The sequence below is a fragment of the Leucobacter sp. NPDC015123 genome, assembly GCF_043080205.1.
In the GTDB taxonomy this organism is placed as follows: Bacteria; Actinomycetota; Actinomycetes; order Actinomycetales; family Microbacteriaceae; genus Leucobacter; species Leucobacter aridicollis_A.
Map to the genome: position 1 here is coordinate 194719 of NZ_JBIBVH010000005.1, position 18378 is coordinate 213096.

General features: G+C 65.7%; 15 protein-coding genes. 11 read left to right on the forward strand and 4 right to left on the reverse strand.

The features are described 5' to 3' along the window. Window positions 1-3: 3 nt before the first annotated feature. From ACF07D_RS11525 to ACF07D_RS11575, 11 genes are all read left to right on the forward strand, one after another. Entirely contained in the window at window positions 4-1476 is a 1473-nt protein-coding gene (locus ACF07D_RS11525) for a M17 family metallopeptidase (protein ID WP_391504994.1), read from the forward strand. An 86-nt stretch (window positions 1477-1562) separates the two neighbouring features. Next, complete coding sequence (locus ACF07D_RS11530; protein WP_391504995.1) at window positions 1563-2921, forward strand: aspartate aminotransferase family protein; 1359 nt, start codon at window positions 1563-1565, stop codon at window positions 2919-2921. A 26-nt stretch (window positions 2922-2947) separates the two neighbouring features. After that, window positions 2948-4432 (forward strand): FGGY-family carbohydrate kinase, encoded by a 1485-nt coding sequence (locus ACF07D_RS11535; protein WP_391504996.1) that lies wholly within the window; start codon window positions 2948-2950, stop codon window positions 4430-4432. Continuing rightward, on the forward strand, window positions 4429-5898 hold the full coding sequence (locus tag ACF07D_RS11540) for a serine hydrolase domain-containing protein (protein WP_391504997.1): 1470 nt from the start codon (window positions 4429-4431) through the stop codon (window positions 5896-5898). The genes ACF07D_RS11535 and ACF07D_RS11540 overlap by 4 nt, the downstream gene beginning before the upstream one ends. Window positions 5899-5919: 21 nt before the next feature. Continuing rightward, window positions 5920-6663, forward strand: coding sequence for a glucosamine-6-phosphate deaminase (locus ACF07D_RS11545; RefSeq protein WP_391504998.1), 744 nt, complete (start codon window positions 5920-5922; stop codon window positions 6661-6663). A gap of 160 nt (window positions 6664-6823) precedes the next feature. Next, window positions 6824-8446 (forward strand): ATP-binding cassette domain-containing protein, encoded by a 1623-nt coding sequence (locus ACF07D_RS11550; RefSeq protein WP_391504999.1) that lies wholly within the window; start codon window positions 6824-6826, stop codon window positions 8444-8446. A 187-nt stretch (window positions 8447-8633) separates the two neighbouring features. Further along, complete coding sequence (locus tag ACF07D_RS11555) at window positions 8634-9809, forward strand: ABC transporter substrate-binding protein (protein WP_391505000.1); 1176 nt, start codon at window positions 8634-8636, stop codon at window positions 9807-9809. Window positions 9810-9839: 30 nt separating this feature from the next. Continuing rightward, window positions 9840-10715, forward strand: coding sequence for a branched-chain amino acid ABC transporter permease (locus tag ACF07D_RS11560; RefSeq protein ID WP_391505001.1), 876 nt, complete (start codon window positions 9840-9842; stop codon window positions 10713-10715). A gap of 4 nt (window positions 10716-10719) precedes the next feature. After that, the gene (locus ACF07D_RS11565; protein ID WP_391505002.1) at window positions 10720-12438 is read left to right on the forward strand and encodes an ATP-binding cassette domain-containing protein; all 1719 of its coding nucleotides are present in this window, start codon (window positions 10720-10722) and stop codon (window positions 12436-12438) included. Between the two features lie 2 nt (window positions 12439-12440). Beyond that, window positions 12441-13166: an ABC transporter ATP-binding protein gene (locus ACF07D_RS11570; RefSeq protein WP_391505003.1), complete on the forward strand. Its 726-nt coding sequence runs from the start codon at window positions 12441-12443 to the stop codon at window positions 13164-13166. Continuing rightward, window positions 13163-14410: an alpha-hydroxy acid oxidase gene (locus ACF07D_RS11575; protein ID WP_391505004.1), complete on the forward strand. Its 1248-nt coding sequence runs from the start codon at window positions 13163-13165 to the stop codon at window positions 14408-14410. The genes ACF07D_RS11570 and ACF07D_RS11575 overlap by 4 nt, the downstream gene beginning before the upstream one ends. A 185-nt stretch (window positions 14411-14595) precedes the next feature. On the opposite strand, the gene ACF07D_RS11580 is transcribed toward ACF07D_RS11575, so the two are convergent. The 4 genes from ACF07D_RS11580 to ACF07D_RS11595 form a co-directional block, all read right to left on the reverse strand. After that, window positions 14596-15393 carry a FadR/GntR family transcriptional regulator gene (locus ACF07D_RS11580; RefSeq protein ID WP_119284676.1) on the reverse strand — a complete coding sequence of 266 codons (798 nt, stop codon included), beginning with the start codon at window positions 15391-15393 and terminating at the stop codon, window positions 14596-14598. Window positions 15394-15455: 62 nt separating this feature from the next. After that, window positions 15456-16478, reverse strand: coding sequence for an ABC transporter substrate-binding protein (locus tag ACF07D_RS11585; protein ID WP_391505005.1), 1023 nt, complete (start codon window positions 16476-16478; stop codon window positions 15456-15458). Between the two features lie 36 nt (window positions 16479-16514). Then, window positions 16515-17288 (reverse strand): ABC transporter ATP-binding protein, encoded by a 774-nt coding sequence (locus ACF07D_RS11590; RefSeq protein WP_391505006.1) that lies wholly within the window; start codon window positions 17286-17288, stop codon window positions 16515-16517. Beyond that, window positions 17285-18295: a FecCD family ABC transporter permease gene (locus ACF07D_RS11595; RefSeq protein ID WP_391505007.1), complete on the reverse strand. Its 1011-nt coding sequence runs from the start codon at window positions 18293-18295 to the stop codon at window positions 17285-17287. The genes ACF07D_RS11590 and ACF07D_RS11595 overlap by 4 nt, the downstream gene beginning before the upstream one ends. Between the last annotated feature and the right edge of the window lie 83 nt (window positions 18296-18378).

Below are 18378 nucleotides of genomic sequence, written 5' to 3' on the forward strand. Positions count from 1 at the left end.
CAGATGCAGGAATCACTGCTGCTGCTGGGTGACGGGTGGCGCGTTGGTGGGCACGCGCCTGAGGGTGATGGGCTTCACCGCCTCGCCGCCGAGTTGGGCGTTACCGACTCCGAACTCGCCGCTACGGTCGCCGGGGCCGTGGATGCGCGTGCGGGGAGCGAGCCCAGCAGGATCGTGATTCCACTGGCCTCGGGGCCGGTCACCGTGGTTGTGTGCCGGCTCCCCGGCGCACGCCGCGGCCCCGGAGCGCCGAGCGACGAGGAGCGATTCTTCGAGGCGGGGTTACGGCTCGGGGCAGCAGGTGGCGGGCGAGCGCAGCTGTGGTTCTCGGGCCGGGCAGCTGCCGATGTCGCGCTCGGCGAGCTCCCGGGGCCGCTGCGTGATGCACTGTGGAGCGGTGCGTGGCTTGCGACCCAGCGGCCGGCTGCCGCCCTCGACGAAGATCTCATGCCTGTATTTGGGGACGGCGTGGCGCAGTCGTCTCCCGCGGTGTTTCGGGCGCGCGCCCGCGGGTGGGTGCGCGAGCTCACTGAGCGGCCGGCGAACCTGCTCGGACCGCAGGAGCTTGGCGATGAGATCGCGAGGCTTGCCGAGGCTCACGGCAAAGGCGTGACGGTCGAACTCTGGTCGGCTGATGACGCCAGCGAACGGGGTTTCGGCGCGCTCGTCGCGGTGGGTGCCGGCTCGAGTCGCCAGCCTATTGTCGTGCGGCTGCGCTGGTCCGCTGCGGGCCAGGGGGGCCCAACACTCGGCGTTGTCGGGAAAGGGGTCACCTTCGACTCGGGTGGGCTCAATGTGAAGAAGGACCCGGGTGAGCTCGCCTGGATGAAGAGCGACATGGCGTCGGCCGCCACTGTCGCCGCCGCGCTTGTGCTCGCGTCTCGCTTGGGGAAGCCCGGCGCGCCAGTCGAGGCGATTCTTCCGCTGTGTGACAACGCGGTGTCTGGGAGCTCTGTCAGGCCGGGCGATGTCGTCACGCACCCCGACGGCCGCACAACAGAGGTTGTGGATACCGACTGCGAGGGCAGGCTCGTGATCGCCGACGGACTCGCCTGGCTGCGCGCGGAAGGGGCGGCGGCTCTGCTCGACCTGGGCACGCTCACTGACGGCGGCGCGGGGCTCCGGGCCGCCGGGCTGTGGTCGAACGATGCGCTTCTTGCGTCGCGGCTGCAGGCAGTCGGGGGCGGCGTCGCAGACCCGCTCTGGCCCATCCCGCTTCCGTATGGCGAAGAAGTGGTGCTTGAGAGCCGCGTCGCCGACGCAAAGAACGCGCCACTTGACCGCCCGGATCTTGGTCGCCACGCAGCGGGGTTTCTCGCCGAGTTTGTCGGTGAGGTCCCGTGGGCGCACCTCGACATCGGTGGGGTCGCCTACCTTGAGGCGCCGATTGCCGGGTGGCCAGAGGGGCCAACCGGTGCGGCAACGCTCGCCGTCGCCGCCGCAATTGGAGAGTGGGCTGCCGGATCATTGCGCTAGGTATTGCGCACCGTCACCACTCTGTATATGCTTAGTATGACAAGCTAGCGGCGGAGATCCTCCCCGCGGTAATTGAAAGGCTCAACGTGGACCTCACATTCGATTCGGCGTTCCCCGCGCGCACCGCGCGCTCTCGCGAACTCTTCGAGCGCGCAAAGCTCACGATTCCCGGCGGCGCGGGCAGTACCGCCCGCCTCCCGCGCAACGGCTGGAACCCCTACCCGCTCTTCATCGAGCAGGGTCAGGGCTCGCGCATCACCGACGTCGACGGCAACGAGTACGTCGACTATCTGCTCGGCCTCGGCCCAGACATCCTCGGCCACCGCCACCCAGTCGTTACCGAGGCCGTAGTGAAGGCTGTGCAGGAACAGGGCACGAGCTTCGGCCTTCCATACGAGCTCGAGATTGAGGCTTCGGAAAAGGTTGTCGCAGCAGTTCCAGGCGTCGAACAGGTGCGCTTTGCGAACTCGGGCTCCGAGGCAGTCGGCCAGGCCGTACGCATTGCTCGCGCAACGACGGGCCGCCGCATCATTGTTCGCTTTGAAGGCCTCTACCACGGGTGGCAGGACAGTGTGTACTGGTCGAATCACGTCGACCTCGACAAGGCGGGTTCCGCAGATCGCCCCCGCCCCGTCGCGATGGGGCTCGGGGTGCCCGCGGAGCTCGAAGAGACGCTTGTCGTGCTCACCTGGAACGATGCTGAGAGCTTCGTTAAGCTCATGGAAGAGCGCGGCGAGGAGATTGCCGCCGTTATTACCGAGCCGGCGGTGCTCAACACGGGCTGCATCCTCCCCGAGCCTGGTTACCTCGAGCTCCTCCGCAGCGAGACGACCAAGTACGGCGCGATGCTCATCTTTGATGAGGTCATCACCGGTTTCAGGATCGCACGCGGCGGTGCGCACGAGTACTACGGCGTCATCCCCGACCTCACCACCTACGCTAAGGGCGTCGGCGGCGGCTTCCCAGTTGCCGCAATTGGCGGCACGACCGAAGCGATGCGCCTCATCGCCGACGGTACCTACTCCCACTCGGGTACCTACAACGCGAACGTCGTGCAGTGCGCGGCTGTCTCGGCAACGATGGACCTGCTCGCTGAGCCAGGGCTCTACGAGCGGCAGCGCGCGCTCGGCGACAGGCTCGCGCGTGGGCTCGAATCGATCGCCAATGAGAACGGGATCGACGCGTACGTGACTGGCCTCGGCACCGTATTCCAGCTCTGGTTCGCAGACGGACCGATTAAGAACTGGCGCGACGCCGTAGCCCACACCCGCGAGGGCGTTTTCAAGCGCTGGTACGAAGAAATGCTTGTGCGCGGCGTGCTCTTTCACCCGCTACAGTTTGAGAACCTCTTCGTGTCGCTCGTTCACGACGACCGCGACATTGACGACACGCTTGAGGCCGCTGCTGGCGCCATGAAGGTGCTGAAGCAAGAATTCTCGCGCTAAGCGATTCAACGACGAAAGGGCGCGGCATGACGCCTCCCGAGGGCATCGCGATCGGACTCGACCTTGGCACTTCAAGCCTCAAAGCAATTGCTGTTGGGGTTGAATCCGGTCGGGTGCTTTTTAGGGAGCGTCAGCCGTACCCGACGCACAGACCAGAGCTCGGGGCAGCTGAACAGGCGCCCCAAGACTGGATGGCGGCGGCGATCGGTGCGCTCGCGCGCCTCGCCGCCGCGACCGGGGCCGAACGTTGGGTGGGCATCGGGCTCTCGGCGATGCTGCCGACGCTCGTGTGTCTCGACGCCGACGGAGAACCTGTTGGGAGCGCTATCGTCTGGGAAGACACACGCGCCGAGACAGAGGCCGAGTGGCTGCGACGCGAACACGCGAACGCGGTCGCTTATGAGCGAACCGGCCAGCAATTTGACGGCCGATACCTCGTGCCGATGTTTCTCCGGCTGCGTGACAGCGATCCCGAGGTCGCATCCCGAACAGTTCGCCTCGCGGGAGCAAAGGATTACCTGTTCGAACAGCTCACCGGCGAACTGCTTACGGACCCCTCGACGGCCGCGGGGAGTGGCGTCTACGATCTCACCACTGGCGCGTACGCCGCTGGCCCGTGGCCGGAGCTTCCACCAATTGCGCAGTCGAGCGAGTCTCGCGGGCTCGACGCCGGCGTCGCCAGGCTCATCGGGGTACGCGCGGGAATTCCTGTCGCTCTTGGAGGCGCCGACTCGGTGCTCGGCGCCGAGGCTCTCGGAACGCGGCCAGGGCTCGACGTCGCAATCATCTCGGGGACGAGCACCGTCGTGCTCGGCACCAGGCGTGAACTCGAACTGCGAGCAGAGGGGCAGGCGCTCGTCACTCCGCTCGCGCTCGGGGGCTACGGCCTCGAAATGGACCTCGTCGCGACGGGCTCCGCCTTCCAATGGTTGACAGGCCTGACAGGCGCAACGAGCGTTGCCGACCTCATGGCAGAGGCGAGCACTGTCGACCCGCTCGCCGCGCCTGCTGTACTTCCATACGTGGGGCCCGGAGAACAGGGAGCGCTCTGGGAACCAGGTATCTTCGGTGCGTTCCACGGACTGACACTCGCCACAACGCGAGGCGCACTCATGCGCGGGCTTCTCACGGGCGTGATCCTCGAGCTTCGACGGTGCATCTTCGCGATCGGGCCAGACGTCGACGGGCGCATCATTGCCTCCGGTAGCTCGCTCGCGTCGCCGCTGGCGCTCCAAGACCTCGCCGATGCGTGCGGCAGGGAAGTGCTCGCAGATGAGAGCGACGCGGACCACTCGGCGCTTGGGGCGATCGCAACACTGCTCGTCGGCCTCGGCAAGAAGCCTCCAACGCGTGCCGCCACGCTTTCGCGTTACGCGCCGGATCCAGGCCGCGCGGCGGTGTGGGAGGCTCTTGCTGCGCGACACGACAGCGACCTCGAGCGCGAGCGGTCCCGTGCCGCGGTAGCGCGTGCTGACGATCCCGCCTGGCGTGCAGGGGAGGGAACGCTGTGAGCGCCTCGTCGATGCACAACGTACTTGGCAGCGATCCCGTCACTGGTCTCCTCAGGCAGTTGCTCGCCCAAGCGCCGGTCACAGGGGGCGCTGTCGCGCTCGCCCGCGGCGACTTCATCGAGCAGCTTGCGTTTGGCACGAGAGGCCCCGGGGGCCTCCCAGTTGAAGTGCACGATAGATTCGAGATTGGTTCGATCTCAAAGACGATCACCGCGCTCGCCGCCGCCCGGCTCGAGGTGGAGGGCGTCGTGCGGCTCGACGACAGGGTCCGTTCGTACCTGCCGTGGCTTGAGCTGCCGGAGGGCGCCTCGGAGCCGACGCTGCGCGAGTTGCTTTCGCACACGGCTGGCTGGATCGCAGGCAACTCTGCCATGCCCGGAGAAATCGCGCAGGCGCTTGAGCTTCCGGGTACGCGCGCCATCACCGCGCCGGGTGAACGCTTTCACTACTCGAATGTGGGATACGTCGTGCTCGGCCTCGCGCTCGCCGAGGCGGCGGGCACACGCTTTCCGCACCTGCTCAGGGAGCGCATTTTTGAGCCCCTCGGGCTGCCTGGGGCGCTCGGGAGCATCACGGGTGCCGAGCGGGCCAGGCTGTGCCCAGGAACGGTGCCGACGCGCGATGACGCGCACTGGGCACCCGGCGATCCGCTGAGTCAACAGAATTGGGTCGAGCCCGCGGGCGCCGACGGCAATGTCGGTGCGAGCGCCCGAGAGCTCCTCCAGTTTGGGCTCGCGCTCACCCGGCCCGCCGCATTCCCGCGCGAGCGCGCGTGGCTCCCCGCCGCCGTCGCCGCGATTGCGACGCCTACGGCGCCCAGCGGTGAAGACATCCTTGCGGCAGGGCCACACCTGCAGGTGCATGGTGCGCGGTACGGGCTTGGTGCGAACGTCGAACCGACGGCGCTCGGCTCGATGCTCACTCACGGCGGCGGCATGATCGGCTACGGCGCCTTCCTGATTTCGCACCCAGATCTCGACCTCACTGTTGCCGTCGCCCTCAGCACACCGGGGGAGTGGCCGCACGCTGAGCTGCTCGCACGGGCAATCCACGCCGAGCTCGTAACGTGTGTGGAGAGCGGGGACGCCGCAGGCGGCGCGGTCGCGCCTGGTGCGACCGATCCCGTCGCGGCCATTCGCGTCTCGCGGGGGCCGCTCTCAACGGGGGGTGCGGAGGTCTCCGGGTTGAGTGGCCATTATCGGAGCTACACACCCTGGTGTCCGCACTACGAGGTCGGCGTTTCAGCCGAGCCCGGCACCGCTGGGCATCTCGTGCTCCGGGCGTATAGCGGAGTTGAGGCTCCAACCGAAGATACGCCGCTTGTGGCGCTCCCAGAACCGGCAACGTTCGCTGTTGGAGCAGAGCCGGGCACGCCCGAGCGGGCGAGGTTCAGAAACTTCATCGATGGCGTCGCGCAGACGCTCGATATCGACGGCTGCGTGTACTCGCGCGTTGTCGATCGCTAGTGCGCCCGCAAAGCGCAGAAAGTGAGTACTACAGTGCACATTCACGTCTTCACGACCGAGGCTGAGCTCGCGCAGGCCGCGGCCAAACGAATCGTTGATCGCGTGCGCGCAGACGCCTCGGCTGTCGTCGGGCTTGCGACCGGCTCGTCTCCAGTTGCGGTGTATGCGGAGTGGGGCAGGCAAGCGCGCGAGCTCGGGCTTGACCAGTCGGGCGTTCGAGGCTTCGCGCTCGACGAGTATCTCGGGCTTGACCCGTCTGACCCGCGAAGCTACCACGCCGTCATTCGGCGGGACGCCGTCGCTGGGGCTGGGCTCAACGCCGAGCTCGTGCGGATCCCTGATGGTTCGGGCAGACCCGATGCCGCCGAGGAGTACGAGCGAACGATCATGGAGGCGGGTGGCGTCGATGTCCAGGTGCTCGGGCTTGGCCGCAACGGGCACCTTGGGTTCAATGAGCCGGGTTCGTCTGCCACATCACGGACGCGCGTTGTGAGTCTCGCGGAGACGACGATCTCAGACAATGCACGATTCTTCGAACGGCAGGAAGACGTTCCCACGGCGGCGATCACGCAGGGGCTCGGAACGATCTTTGAAGCACGGGAGCTGCTTGTGATCGCAGTAGGGCCGGCGAAGGCCGCGGCAGTTCAAGCGGCGATCGAGGGCGAAGTCACCGAGGCGCTGCCAGCGAGCCTCTTGCAAACCCACCAGAACGTGCATTGGTTCCTCGACGAGGCTGCAGCTGCTGGCCTCGCGGCAGTCGGGTAGTCGCCGCACGTCACAGCCACTCTTCACGTCAGACGTGGGTGAGGTTTACCTAACTCGGTGCTACTATCTGGTGAAAGCAATCATCAGATGAATTGAGTCGTTGTGCAAGTTTCGCACCGACACTGAGCACTTCGGCGCGGCCGCGCTCGTTAGGGGAGACATGATTACGTGCGAAGGCCTCACCGTCGGCGGTGCTGCTGGCGCTGCCAAGCCCGTGCTCCGAGGCATCTCGGCCCGCATCGAGCACGGCAAAGTTCGCGCTGTCGTGGGCGGCAAGGGCGCCGGCAAGACTGTACTTGGCTGGGCACTCAGGGGTGCGCTCTGTCCTGGCCTGCATCGGACGGCCGGAAGCGTGCGTGTCGGTGGGTTTGATCCACTCGATAACGCAGGCCTTGCAGCGACCCCAACGCACGTCGCCTGGCTGGGGGACGACCCCGAGGGCGAACTTCGCGGGGAGCCCACGGTGCGCGACGCACTCGCCTCGTCGCTTTCGGCGCGCTTTCCAGGGCTCGCCTTCGACGACCTCACGCTTTACGCCGCACTCGCCAGGCTCGGTATCAACGATCCGAGAGTCCTTGACCGCGAGCCCCAGCAGCTGCCGCCGGGGCTCCGGCGCCGGGTGGCACTTGCGCAAGCGCTCGCCCGGCCTGTCAGCGTCGGCTCACCCAAACTTGTCGTTCTTGACGAGCCGCTTGCTGGCCTGGAACGCCCAGTTGCAGTCGAGGTGATTGAGGCGCTCGCGGGGATGCGTCGCGCAATCCGCACGACCGTGATAGTGCTCACACGAGACCTCGAGCTCGCGCAGCGATTTGCCGACGAGATCTCCGTGCTTGAGAACGGACAGATAGTCGAAACGTTCTGCCCAGAGAGTGCTCTCGGGCGGCGGACTGCCCAGGCACCGCGGCGCGCGCTCGCGCAACCGGCCAGTCTTCCCCTTTGCATGCCTACGTCGGTGGCTTCTGCAGGGAACGCGATCACGGCGCGCGGCGTCGTTCGCCGTGCGGGCGCCGAACTTGGCGGCGGCGAGGACCCGGCATGTTCGCGAGCGGTGAGTCACTCGCTCGAACTTCGTGACTTAGCAGTCGCTCTGCCAGCTGTGCCAGGGTCGACGGCTCCGCTGTCGGTAGCGCTTGGGCGTGGGGAGGGGCTCGCGGTGACAGGCCCCACCGGCAGCGGCAAGAGCATGCTCGCACTCGCGATCGTCGGCGGGCTGAGCCCGAGCTCGGCGCTGCGAATTGGGGGTGGGCTCCTGATCCATGGAGTTCAGCAGCAACCGCGCGCAGCCGTGCGAACGCCAGAAGAGCGCCGGGCGATCCAGCTTGTTTCATACTCCTCCGACCGTGCGACATCCGAGACGCACACGGTCCGCACGCAACTGCGGCGAGCAATCAGGCGCGCGCGGCCGGGCGCGTCCTCGAGTGCGGTTGGATCCAGGGTCTCTGCCATCCTCGCGCTCACTGAGCTCAGCCCAACGCTGCTGCTCGAGCGGGTGTGTGACCTGCCTCGAGCCGAGCAGCTCAGACTCGCGCTTGCTCGCGCGCTCGCCCACGACCCGAGTGTGCTCGTGCTCGATGGGGGCGAAGCTCAGCGTGAGGCTGGTCTCTTCGCAGCCTGCGCACGTGCGCGCAGCGTCGACGGGGTTGCGCTTCTCGTGTTCGCCCGCAGCTCGGACGGACTCGGTGGGTGCTGCGACGGGGAAGTCCAGTTGGGCGGTGACGGCAGCATCCGAAGACTCGATACTGCCCGAGGCGTGGATTCCGAGCAGCGCCAACACGCGGCCTGAGCGCCGGGCACGAATTCACACCCAGAAATGTTGTAGCCACCCAGTCTCCATATGTTGCAATCTGGGCACATCTGGTCAAGTTTTCCGGCGAGTCTTTGAAAACCAATGGGTGTTATGACAGCGTGGTCGGATAACTATCGTCTATTTCCACACGTTTTTGCGTGCTCAATTCTGCTAGGAGAACTCAATGAAGATGAAGCTTCGCGCCGCCGCAGTTGTGTCAGCGTCCGCCCTGTTGCTCGCCGGTTGCAGCACCGGTGGGGGAGGCGAATCCGGCGGTGAGGCGGGCGGCCTCGTCGGAACCGGATCGGGCGACAGCTGCGTCATCGACAGCCCCGTCAAGATCGGTGCGGCGCTGAGCCTGACTGGCGGCGCTGGTAGCTACGGCGCGTCGCAGCAGCAGGGCCTCGAGCTTGCGCTCGCCGAGCTCAACGCTGCCGACGGCATCGAGTACAAGCTCAGCATTGAAGACGACGCGTCCGAGCCGCGCCAGGGCATTAGCGTGATGGAGACATTCGCAGGCGACGGCACAAGCATCGTGCTCGGCCCGACGCTCTCGAACACCGCGGTCGCTGCAATGCCAATCGCCAACGAGGCAGGCATGCCAGTCATGGGCATCTCGACGACGGCAGGCGGCATCATCGACATCGGCGAGTTCGTTTTCCGTGACTCGCTCACCGAAGCACAGGTGATCCCGCAGACGATCGACGCCGTCATCGACGAGTTCGGGCTGAAGAAGGTCGTCGTGATGTACTCGAACGACGACGCCTTCACCGAATCGGGCTACGAAGTCATGGCAGAGACGCTCGAGGGCACCGACGTCGAGGTACTCGACACTCTCACATTCTCGAAGGCAGATACCGACTTCCGTAGCCTCCTCACAGCGGCAAAGGACAAGAACCCCGACGCAATCGTCGTCTCGGCGCTGATCGAGGCAGCCATCCCGCTCGTCACGCAGGCGCGCGAGCTCGGCATCGATCAGCCGATCATCGGCGGCAACGGGTTCAACAACCCGAAGCTCATGGCAGACGCGGGTGATGCGGCAGAGGGCGTCGTCGTCGGTGCTGCGTGGAACTCGGCGTCGGACAACGCTGAGAACCAGGCGTTCCTCGCAGCATACGAAGAAAAGTTCGGCGCGCAGCCCGACCAGTTCGCGGCCCAGGCGTACTCGGCGCTCTACCTCATCGACGACGCGATCCGTAGCACCTGCTCGGCTGAGCGTGCCGACCTTCGCGACTCGATCGCTCAGCTCAAGGATGTCGCAACGCCACTCGGCGCGGTCAGCATCAACGAGAACCGCGACGCAGAGCACCCGGCAGTCGTGCAGATCGTCAAGGACGGCAAGTTCGCCGTTCTGCGCTAAGCACGCACCACCCCTGAACGAGGATCACCCATGCAGCAATTGCTTAACGGCCTATTCATAGGCTCGATCTACGCGCTTTTCGCCATCGGCTTCACACTGGTGTTTGGCATTCTGGATCGCCTCAACTTGGCGCATCCAGCCGTGTTCGCGGCCTCGGCGTTCGTCGGCATCGGCCTCGCCGAAGCGTTCGAACTATCGATCTGGGTGATCCTCGTTCTCGTGTTTGTATCCGGGGCGCTCCTCGGCTTGGTGATCGAGCGGGTGGCCTTCCGCCCGCTCAAGAACCGGCCAGACGCCCACTTTGCGGGGCTGATCGCGTCGATCGCGATGGCAGGAATGATCGTCGCAGTGCTGCAAGCCTTTTTCGGCCCGCAGACGCGGCGATTCCCCGAGGGCACAGCGCCCGAGGGGAAGGTCGAGCTGTTCGGCGCGAGCGCCACCTACGTGCAGCTCGCAATCGTCGTGATCTGCATCGGCCTCGTCATCGCACTCAACGTGCTCGTGAAGCGCTCGTCGCTTGGCCGCTCGATGCGCGCAGTCGCCGAGAACCCGACCGCGGCGCGCGTACTCGGAATCAACGTTGACCGCGTCACTGCAATGACGTTCTCAATATCGTCGGCACTCGGTGCCGTCGCAGGCGTCCTGTTCGCGCTCAACGTGAACAGTGCACAGCTCGGCATGGGAACCGCGATCGAGCTGAAGGGCCTCGCTGTCATCATCGTCGGCGGAATGGGGTCGCTGCCGGGCGCACTCGTCGGCGGACTCGTGCTTGGAATCGCTGAAGTCTTCGCGATCCAGTACATCGGATCGAGCTGGCGCGACTTCATCGCGTTCGCGCTGCTGTTTGTCATCCTGCTGCTCATGCCGCAGGGAATCTTCGGCAAGCGGAAGGTGCGCGAGGTCTAAACACATGTTTACAGAATCAGTTCTCGTCTTCATCGCCCTCAACGGCATCTTCGCCTACTCGTTCTACGCAGTGCTCGTCGCTGGCCAGCTCAGCCTCGGCCAGGCCGGCTTCGCAGGTATTGCAGCCTTCGTTGCCGCCACCCTTGCACCCACCCCCGCGTCGTGGGGCCCAGTGCCGACACTCATCGTCGCGATCCTCATCGGCATGGTCGTTGGCTCGCTCGCAGCGGTGATTCTCGGCATCCCGACAATGCGACTGCGTGGCGTCTTCCTCGCGATCGCGACGCTCGGTTTCGCCGAGGGTATTCGAATCTTCATTCTCAACCAGTCTTGGACCGGCGGCGCTCAGGGCATGTCGGTGCCGAAGATCGTCGGCCCCGAGCTTGCCTGGGTACTGCTCGTAGTCGTCGCGTACTGGTTCTGGCGTCAGGGCAGGTCACGCTACGGTCGCGCGCTCGAAGCTATCCGCGAAGACGAGCTGGCCGCTCGCTCGATCGGGATCGATGTCGGCCGCCATCGCCTCGCAGCCTTCGTGTCGGCTGGTGCAATCGCTGGCCTGTACGGCGTGCTGGGGGCATACTTCATGCGTATCATCGCACCCGAGGACTTCAGCTTCTCCACCGCCATCGATGGCCTCGTCACGGCTGTCGTCGGTGGCTCAACGAACTTCTTCGGCCCGATTCTTGGCTCTGGCTTCCAGACAATGCTGCCCGAGCTGCAGCGGGCGGTCGGAATCGAAGCCGGGTGGCTGCGCCCCTTCATCTCCGGGCTGCTCCTCCTCATCGTGATCCTGTACCTCCCCGGCGGCATCGCGAGCCTCGTGCCGCGCCGCAAGCAGAAGATTGACGTCGCGGCTCTCACCGCGCCTGGCGCTGCCCCCGCAGCAATGCGTTCGCACCCAGCCAAGGGCGAGGTCGTCGTGCAGCTCGAAGGGCTCGCTAAGGAGTACGGCGGAGTACACGCGGTGCAGGGCGTCGACCTCACGATCCGAAGCGGCGACGTAGTCGGCCTCATCGGGCCAAATGGCGCAGGTAAGACAACGCTCGTGAACATGATCAGCGGACTCATCCCGCCCTCGAGCGGGTCGGCGACAGTGCTCGGCGTCGAGGTGGGGCGCACCCCGGTCCACAAGATTGCAGCGGCCGGCGTCACTCGAACGTTCCAGCACTCGAAGCTCTTCAACAGGCTGACGGCGCTCGAGAACGTTCTCATCGGCACCCACCTCGTCGCGAAGCCGACATTCCTGCGGCGCCTCCTGTGGCTGCCGTCGGCGCGCCGAGACGAGCGTGCGGCGCTCGCTCAGGCCGCTCGCTGCCTCGACAGAGTTGGTCTCGTCGACAAGGCGAACGTCGAAGCGAAGGGGCTTTCGTACGGCGACCAGCGGCGACTCGAGATCGCACGGGCCCTCGCGGCTGACCCCTCTGTCCTGATCCTTGACGAGCCAGCCGCAGGCATGAACCACGTCGAGGCCGAGGCACTTTCCGAGCTCATCAGGTCACTCGCAAACGACGGGCTGACAATCATCTTCATCGAGCACAACGTCGGAATGGTGCTGGGCACCTGTGACCACATCGCGGTGCTCAACTTCGGCCAGCTCCTCGCGAGCGGCACGCCTGCAGAAATTGAGGCTGACGAGCGAGTCATCGAGGCGTACCTCGGCGCGGTGCAGGAACCAGACGCAGACGCAGCTTCGGGCTCCGACTCGACAACCGGGAGGGCCTAACCATGACAGAGCCAATTCTTCGCGTCACCGACCTCAAAGTGTCATATGGCAAGGTCGAAGCTGTGCGCGGTATCTCGTTTGAGGTGCAGCGAGGGTCACTTGTGACGCTCGTTGGCGCGAACGGCGCCGGCAAATCGTCGATCATTAATGCGATCTCTGGCATTGTGAAGCCCACCGGCGGAAAGATCTTCTTCGAGGGGCAAGACATCACGAAGACAAGCGCGCACAAGCTCGTTGGCCGCGGCCTTGTGCAGGTTCCTGAAGGGCGCCAGGTGCTCAGCACGCTGACGATCGGCGAGAACCTGCAGCTCGGAGCGCGAAAACTGCGCGGAGGTGCAGCTGCCGCGATCGACGGTATCTACGAGCGGTTCCCCGTGCTCGGCGAGCGGCGGCAGCTGCCCGCCGGATCCCTGTCAGGCGGCGAACAACAGATGCTCGCGATCGGACGAGCAATGCTCGCTGAGCCGCGCGTGATCTTCATGGACGAGCCATCGATGGGACTCGCGCCGAAGATCGTCGACGAGGTGTTCAAAGTCATCGAGGAGATCCGCTCAGGCGGTACCACTGTCGTGCTCGTCGAGCAGAACGCACGCAGGGCACTCCAAGCAGCAGACGAGGGCCACATCCTCCAGAACGGTGAAATCGTGCGCTCCGGCACGGGGGCTGAGCTTCTCGCAGACGACGGAATCATTCAGGCATACCTCGGAACTGGTGGTGGAGACAAGTGAGTAGCGAGAACGCTGACTCCCTCGGAACTCGCAAGATTGCACGCAAGCTGCCGAAGTGGAGCGAAATCTCGCCATTCCTCGGCTTCAAGAAGCCCGAACTCGACCCCGTCGAACGTCGACTCCAGCGTGCGCTGACTGTCAAGGACCTTGCGGAGGCGGCGCGCAGGCGCACCCCAAAATCGGTGTTCTACTACGTACACGGCGCGGCAGAGGGAGAGCTCTCGATCTGGCGTGCACGCGACGCGTTCTCGCGAGTCGAGTTCGAGCCGCGCGTGCTGCACGACGTCGCGAACGTCGACACACGAACCACCATCCTCGGCAAGGAAGCGAGCTTCCCGCTTATCCTTGCCCCCACTGGCTTCACCCGGATGATGCAGCATGAGGGCGAGGTCGCCGTTGCGCGGGCCGCGGCTCGCGCCGGTGTGCCGTACACCCTTTCGACGATGGGTACCACGGCCCCTGGAGATCTGCAGTCGGCCGTGCCCAGCGGCGACAACTGGTTCCAGCTGTACCTCTGGAGAGACCGCGCAGCAACGAAGCAGCTCATCGACCAGGTACGTGAAGCCGGCTACGACACCCTCGTACTGACTGTAGACACTCCGGTGGCGGGCAACCGCCTGCGCGACACACGAAACGGCCTGACGATCCCGCCGTCGCTGAGCGTGAAGACCTTTGTCGACTTTGCCCTGTACCCGAATTGGTGGGCAAACATCCTCACGACAGAGCCGATCGAGTTCGCCAGCCTGAAATCGTTTGACGGCACAGTCGCGGAGCTCGTCGGCAAGATGTTCGACCCGAGCCTCAGCCTTGATGACGTGAAGTGGCTCCGCGACGAATGGGAGGGTTCCCTCGTTGTGAAGGGCATCCAGTCAGTCGATGACGCGAAGCGAGTCGTCGAGCTGGGTGTCGACGCGGTCGTGGTATCGAACCACGGCGGGCGTCAGCTCGACCGCGCGCCAACACCGCTCGAGCTGCTGCCGCGGGTGGCTGAGGCGGTGAACGGGAGGGCCCAGGTCTTCCTCGACACCGGCATCCTCTCGGGCGCAGACGTGCTCGCTGCCGTTGGCTTGGGCGCCGACGCCTGCATGGTTGGGCGGGCGTACCTCTATGGCCTTATGGCCGGGGGAGAGCGTGGCGTCGACAGGATGTTCGAGATCATGAGGTCGGAAGCCGTGCGCACCATGCAACTGACCGGCGTTGACAGCGTGCAAGAGATGCGCGGGCGGGTGACGCTCAGGGCCTAGGCGCGCCATCCCGGGGGTGTGCCCGCGGCTGGGGCGTCGGCGCGTAGGTCTGTGATCTGCAGAAGATCTGCTGCTCCGCCCAGCGTTTGGGCATGTGTAGTGCAGATCCCAGGCGTAGTAGAAAGCCCGGGGAGCCTGCGCAGCGCGTAGTGCGTCGCGGCGCCAACGCACTACACAGGCGCCGCCTAGGGGGTCTCTGTGGCCAGGCCCTGTGGGTCGTAGCCGGCCCCGATGAGGCTTTCTGCGCGCTCAGTGTTCGGGCTGAGATCGAGCATGTCTGCGTGCACCCCGAGGTCGCGGTCAGCGTGCAACGCCATTGTGTGTGCGGCGTCGCGCACGTCACGCTCCTCGATAGCCTTCAGCAGCGCCCCATGGTCGACGTGCATCGTGTCTGAAGAGATGCCAAGAAATACAACCCCGCGCGCCACGGCCCGGCCGAGGACAGTCATGACTCCCGTGTACAGGTCGAGCAGGAGTTTGCTGCCGCTCGCCTCTACGATCAACCTGTGAAAAGAGTCGGGCCGGGCGATATCGTTGCAGCGCTCGCAGTTTGCTGGGTTCATCGCTGCACCCTCGGGAGCCTCGTCGAATGTGAGACTCCGCTCGTAACTCGCACGCAGCGCAGCCAGCTGCGCGTCACTGCGCTTGACCGCCGCAGTCTGTGCCGCCTCGATTTCGAGTGAGCGGCGGTAGATGAGCACCTCTTCAAGGTCTTGCTCGATGAGAAACTCGGTGAGCAGTGAGCTCACTGGGGTCCGAGCGCGCACGAACGTTCCGACGCCGGGAACTGGCTCGAGCATTCCGAGGGTCGTGAGCGAGCGGACAGCTTCGCGCACTGTTGACCTGCCAACGCCGATGAGGTCCATGAGCTCAGGCTCTTTCGGGATGAGCTGGCCGATTGGCCACTCACCCGTGCTGATGCGCGAACGGAGGAAATCATGAGCCTCGCGCACCTTGTGCGAACCGAGCTGTGTGGAGGACATGCACTGAGTGTATCGAGCGCGCACCGCATTGGGGGCGGCACGCGCTCAGGTAGTGTGCGGGGCTACCCGAGTGTCGCCACCCAGTCGGTGAGAGATTTGAGGCCGCCGACGGTCGAGTCGAGGCCCAACGCCTGCACTTCTCGGCCCGTGACCCGCATGAGCATGTCGTCTGCCGCGGCAGGAACGGTGGCGACTGCGGGGTTCGCGAGCAGCTCCGCATACATGCGGTCGCCTGTGCCATTCATGTCGATGAGTACGATGCCGTCTGGGTTCGCCTCGACAATCTGCTCGGCGCTGATCGGCCCAGTTGTCTCCATCCCGAGTTCATCAGACACGCTGACGGCGCCCGCAAGATCGAGGAGGTGCAGCGGGAACGCGTCACCTCCTGTCGCGAACGGTCTGCCGGCCTGGTTGGTGAGTACGAGCACTCGCGGGGCGTCAGACGCTTTCGCCCCGGAGACTTTCGCCGCGCTCTCGGTGAGCCCGTCGTCGATCGCCGCAACAAGCGCGTCCGCGTGTGCCTCAGTACCCGTCGCCTGGCCGATGAGGGAGACGTTTTTCGCGAGGATGCTCGGACTCGTCCAGGGGTCTGGCAGCTGCAAGGTCGGGAGGCCGGCCTCTGCAAGCACTGCACCGATTGACGATTCCGCTCCGTGCCGAGGGCTCATGATGACGAGGTCGGGCGCAGCAGCGATCACCGTCTCGGTATCGAGGTTCATCGCGACGGGGAATGTGGCTGGAACGTTGGCAAGCTCCTCAGTGTGACCGCCGAGCGCCGGATTGAGTACAGCCTCGGGGATGAGCACGACACTGTCGGCGAGCCCGAGATCGGCAAGCACCTCGGCGCTTTCGTAGTCGAGGGCAGCGATCGCCTTCGGCTGAGCCTCAATCGTGAGGCTGTGTGCGTCACCGCCGCGACCCGCGGGAATCTCGATGGTGCGCGGAAAGCCCTGTCCTCGCTGCGCGCCCGTGTCGTGCTCAGACGATCCTGATTGCTCGGCAGGTGCTGCTGCAGCGCAGCCTGTGAGCGCCATCGCCGAGAGGGCGATGAGCGCAACCGTGGTGAGCGTGCGAGTTGTCTTCATGTCTTCCTTTCGCGAGGGGCGCCTGGCGCTCCCCGATCAGTCATCCGCCGCGAGAATGCGGCGGCCCTGCGGGGTGGTGTGGATCGTGGTGCGTACTCCATACGCTGCGAACACGCGCTCGGGCCCGAGCACCTCATGAGGCGGACCGCTGTGCGACGCGCCGCCAGGATCGAGCAGGAGCACTCGTGTGCACGTGTTGAGTGCGAGGCTGAGGTCATGAATTGCGGCGATCACGATCCGGCCCTGGTTGCCGAGGCCTCGCATGATCTGCTCGACCGCGCGTTGGTGGGCGAGATCGAGCGCGCTCGTCGGTTCGTCCATGACCACAATTGGGGTGTTCTGTGCGAGCACGCGCGCGAGTTGAACGAGCTGGCGCTGGCCTCCAGAGAGCGTCCCGTACCGGCGGTCGGCGAGGTTCGATATCCCGGCGCGCGTGAGTGCCGCCGCGACAGCTTCGGACGGATCCTCCCGCCCCGAGGCCCAGGCGCCAACCCCGACAAGCTCGTTGACGCGCAGCTCGCCGGGCGCTCCGTGATCCTGCGCCATGAGCGAGACGACCTGGGCACGGCGTTTCGGGCGGAGCCTGCCGAGATCCTCACCTCCGAACACCGCTCGACCGTAGCTTGTGACGCCCGAGTGCGCGATCGCGCCGAGCAGGGAGGACTTTCCGACGCCGTTCGGGCCGACGATCCCCAGCACCGTGCCGGGCTCGAGCCGCAGCGACAGCGGGTCGCTCAGCGAAACGCTGCCGCGTATTGCACCGAACTCAGTGAGCTCTAGCGACTGCAGCACGCTCGGGGCGGGGATCACGAGCGGCCCTTTCGAAGCAGGAGCGCGAGGAACACGGGCGCGCCGACGAGCGCGGCGACGACGCCTGTCTGCACGACGACTGCTCCGAATGCGGTGCGCGCGACGGTGTCGGCGGCGATGAGGAAGAGCGCCCCACCGAGTGCCGCGAGAGGCAGGAGTCGCGCGTGCGACGCGCCGACGAGTAGTCGAAGAAAGTGGGGTACAACGAGACCGACGAAGCTGATGATTCCGCTCACCGCGACTGCGGCTCCTGTGACGAGCGCGGCGACGAGCAGAAGTACCGTGCGCTCTCGCGTGACGTTCACCCCGGACGTCGCGGCGATTTCTTCGCCGAGCGCGAGCGCGTCTAGCGCACGCACTCGCGTCGCGAGGTAGGCGACGCCGATCAGGATTGGGGCAATGGCGAGCGTGACGTGATCCCAGCTCCGCAGTTCGAGGTCTCCGGCGAGCCAGAACATTGCGCTGCGTACGAGCGCGTCGTCTTTCGCGTTCGCAATGAGAACGTTGATGAGCGCGCCGGCGAGGGCACTGATTGAAACGCCGACGAGGATGATGGTGCCTGGTCCAAGGTCGCGACGGCTCCGCAGCACGCTGAGCAGAATTAGGGCGACTGTGGCGGCTCCGGCGAATGCTGCGACCGGGACTCCCCACTGATGCGTGCCAGAGAACCCGAGAGTGATGCCGGCGACAGCCCCGACTGCAGCGCCTGCGGACACGCCGGTGATGCCTGGCTCTGCGAGCGGGTTTCGCAGGATGGCCTGCATGACGGTTCCGACGACGGCGAGCGCCGCGCCGACGAGCGCTGCCACGGCAATCCGGGGGAGTCTGATCGACCACACGACAGTCGCCGCCTGCATTTCTGCGTTGGCTGGCGCGAAGAGGGCGCCGAGCGTCTCGGTAGGGCTAAGGCGTACGATGCCAAGCATGAGCGAGAACAGTGCGCATACGCCGAGCGCGAGTGTTCCGACGATTGCGGTCCACATCGCTGGGTGTCGTGTGCGGCTCACGGATCTCCTGGTGCCGATTGAGTGCGGGCGTCGAATGGCGCCTGGTCCACTCTAGCCATAGATCAGATCTAATAAGTCAGATC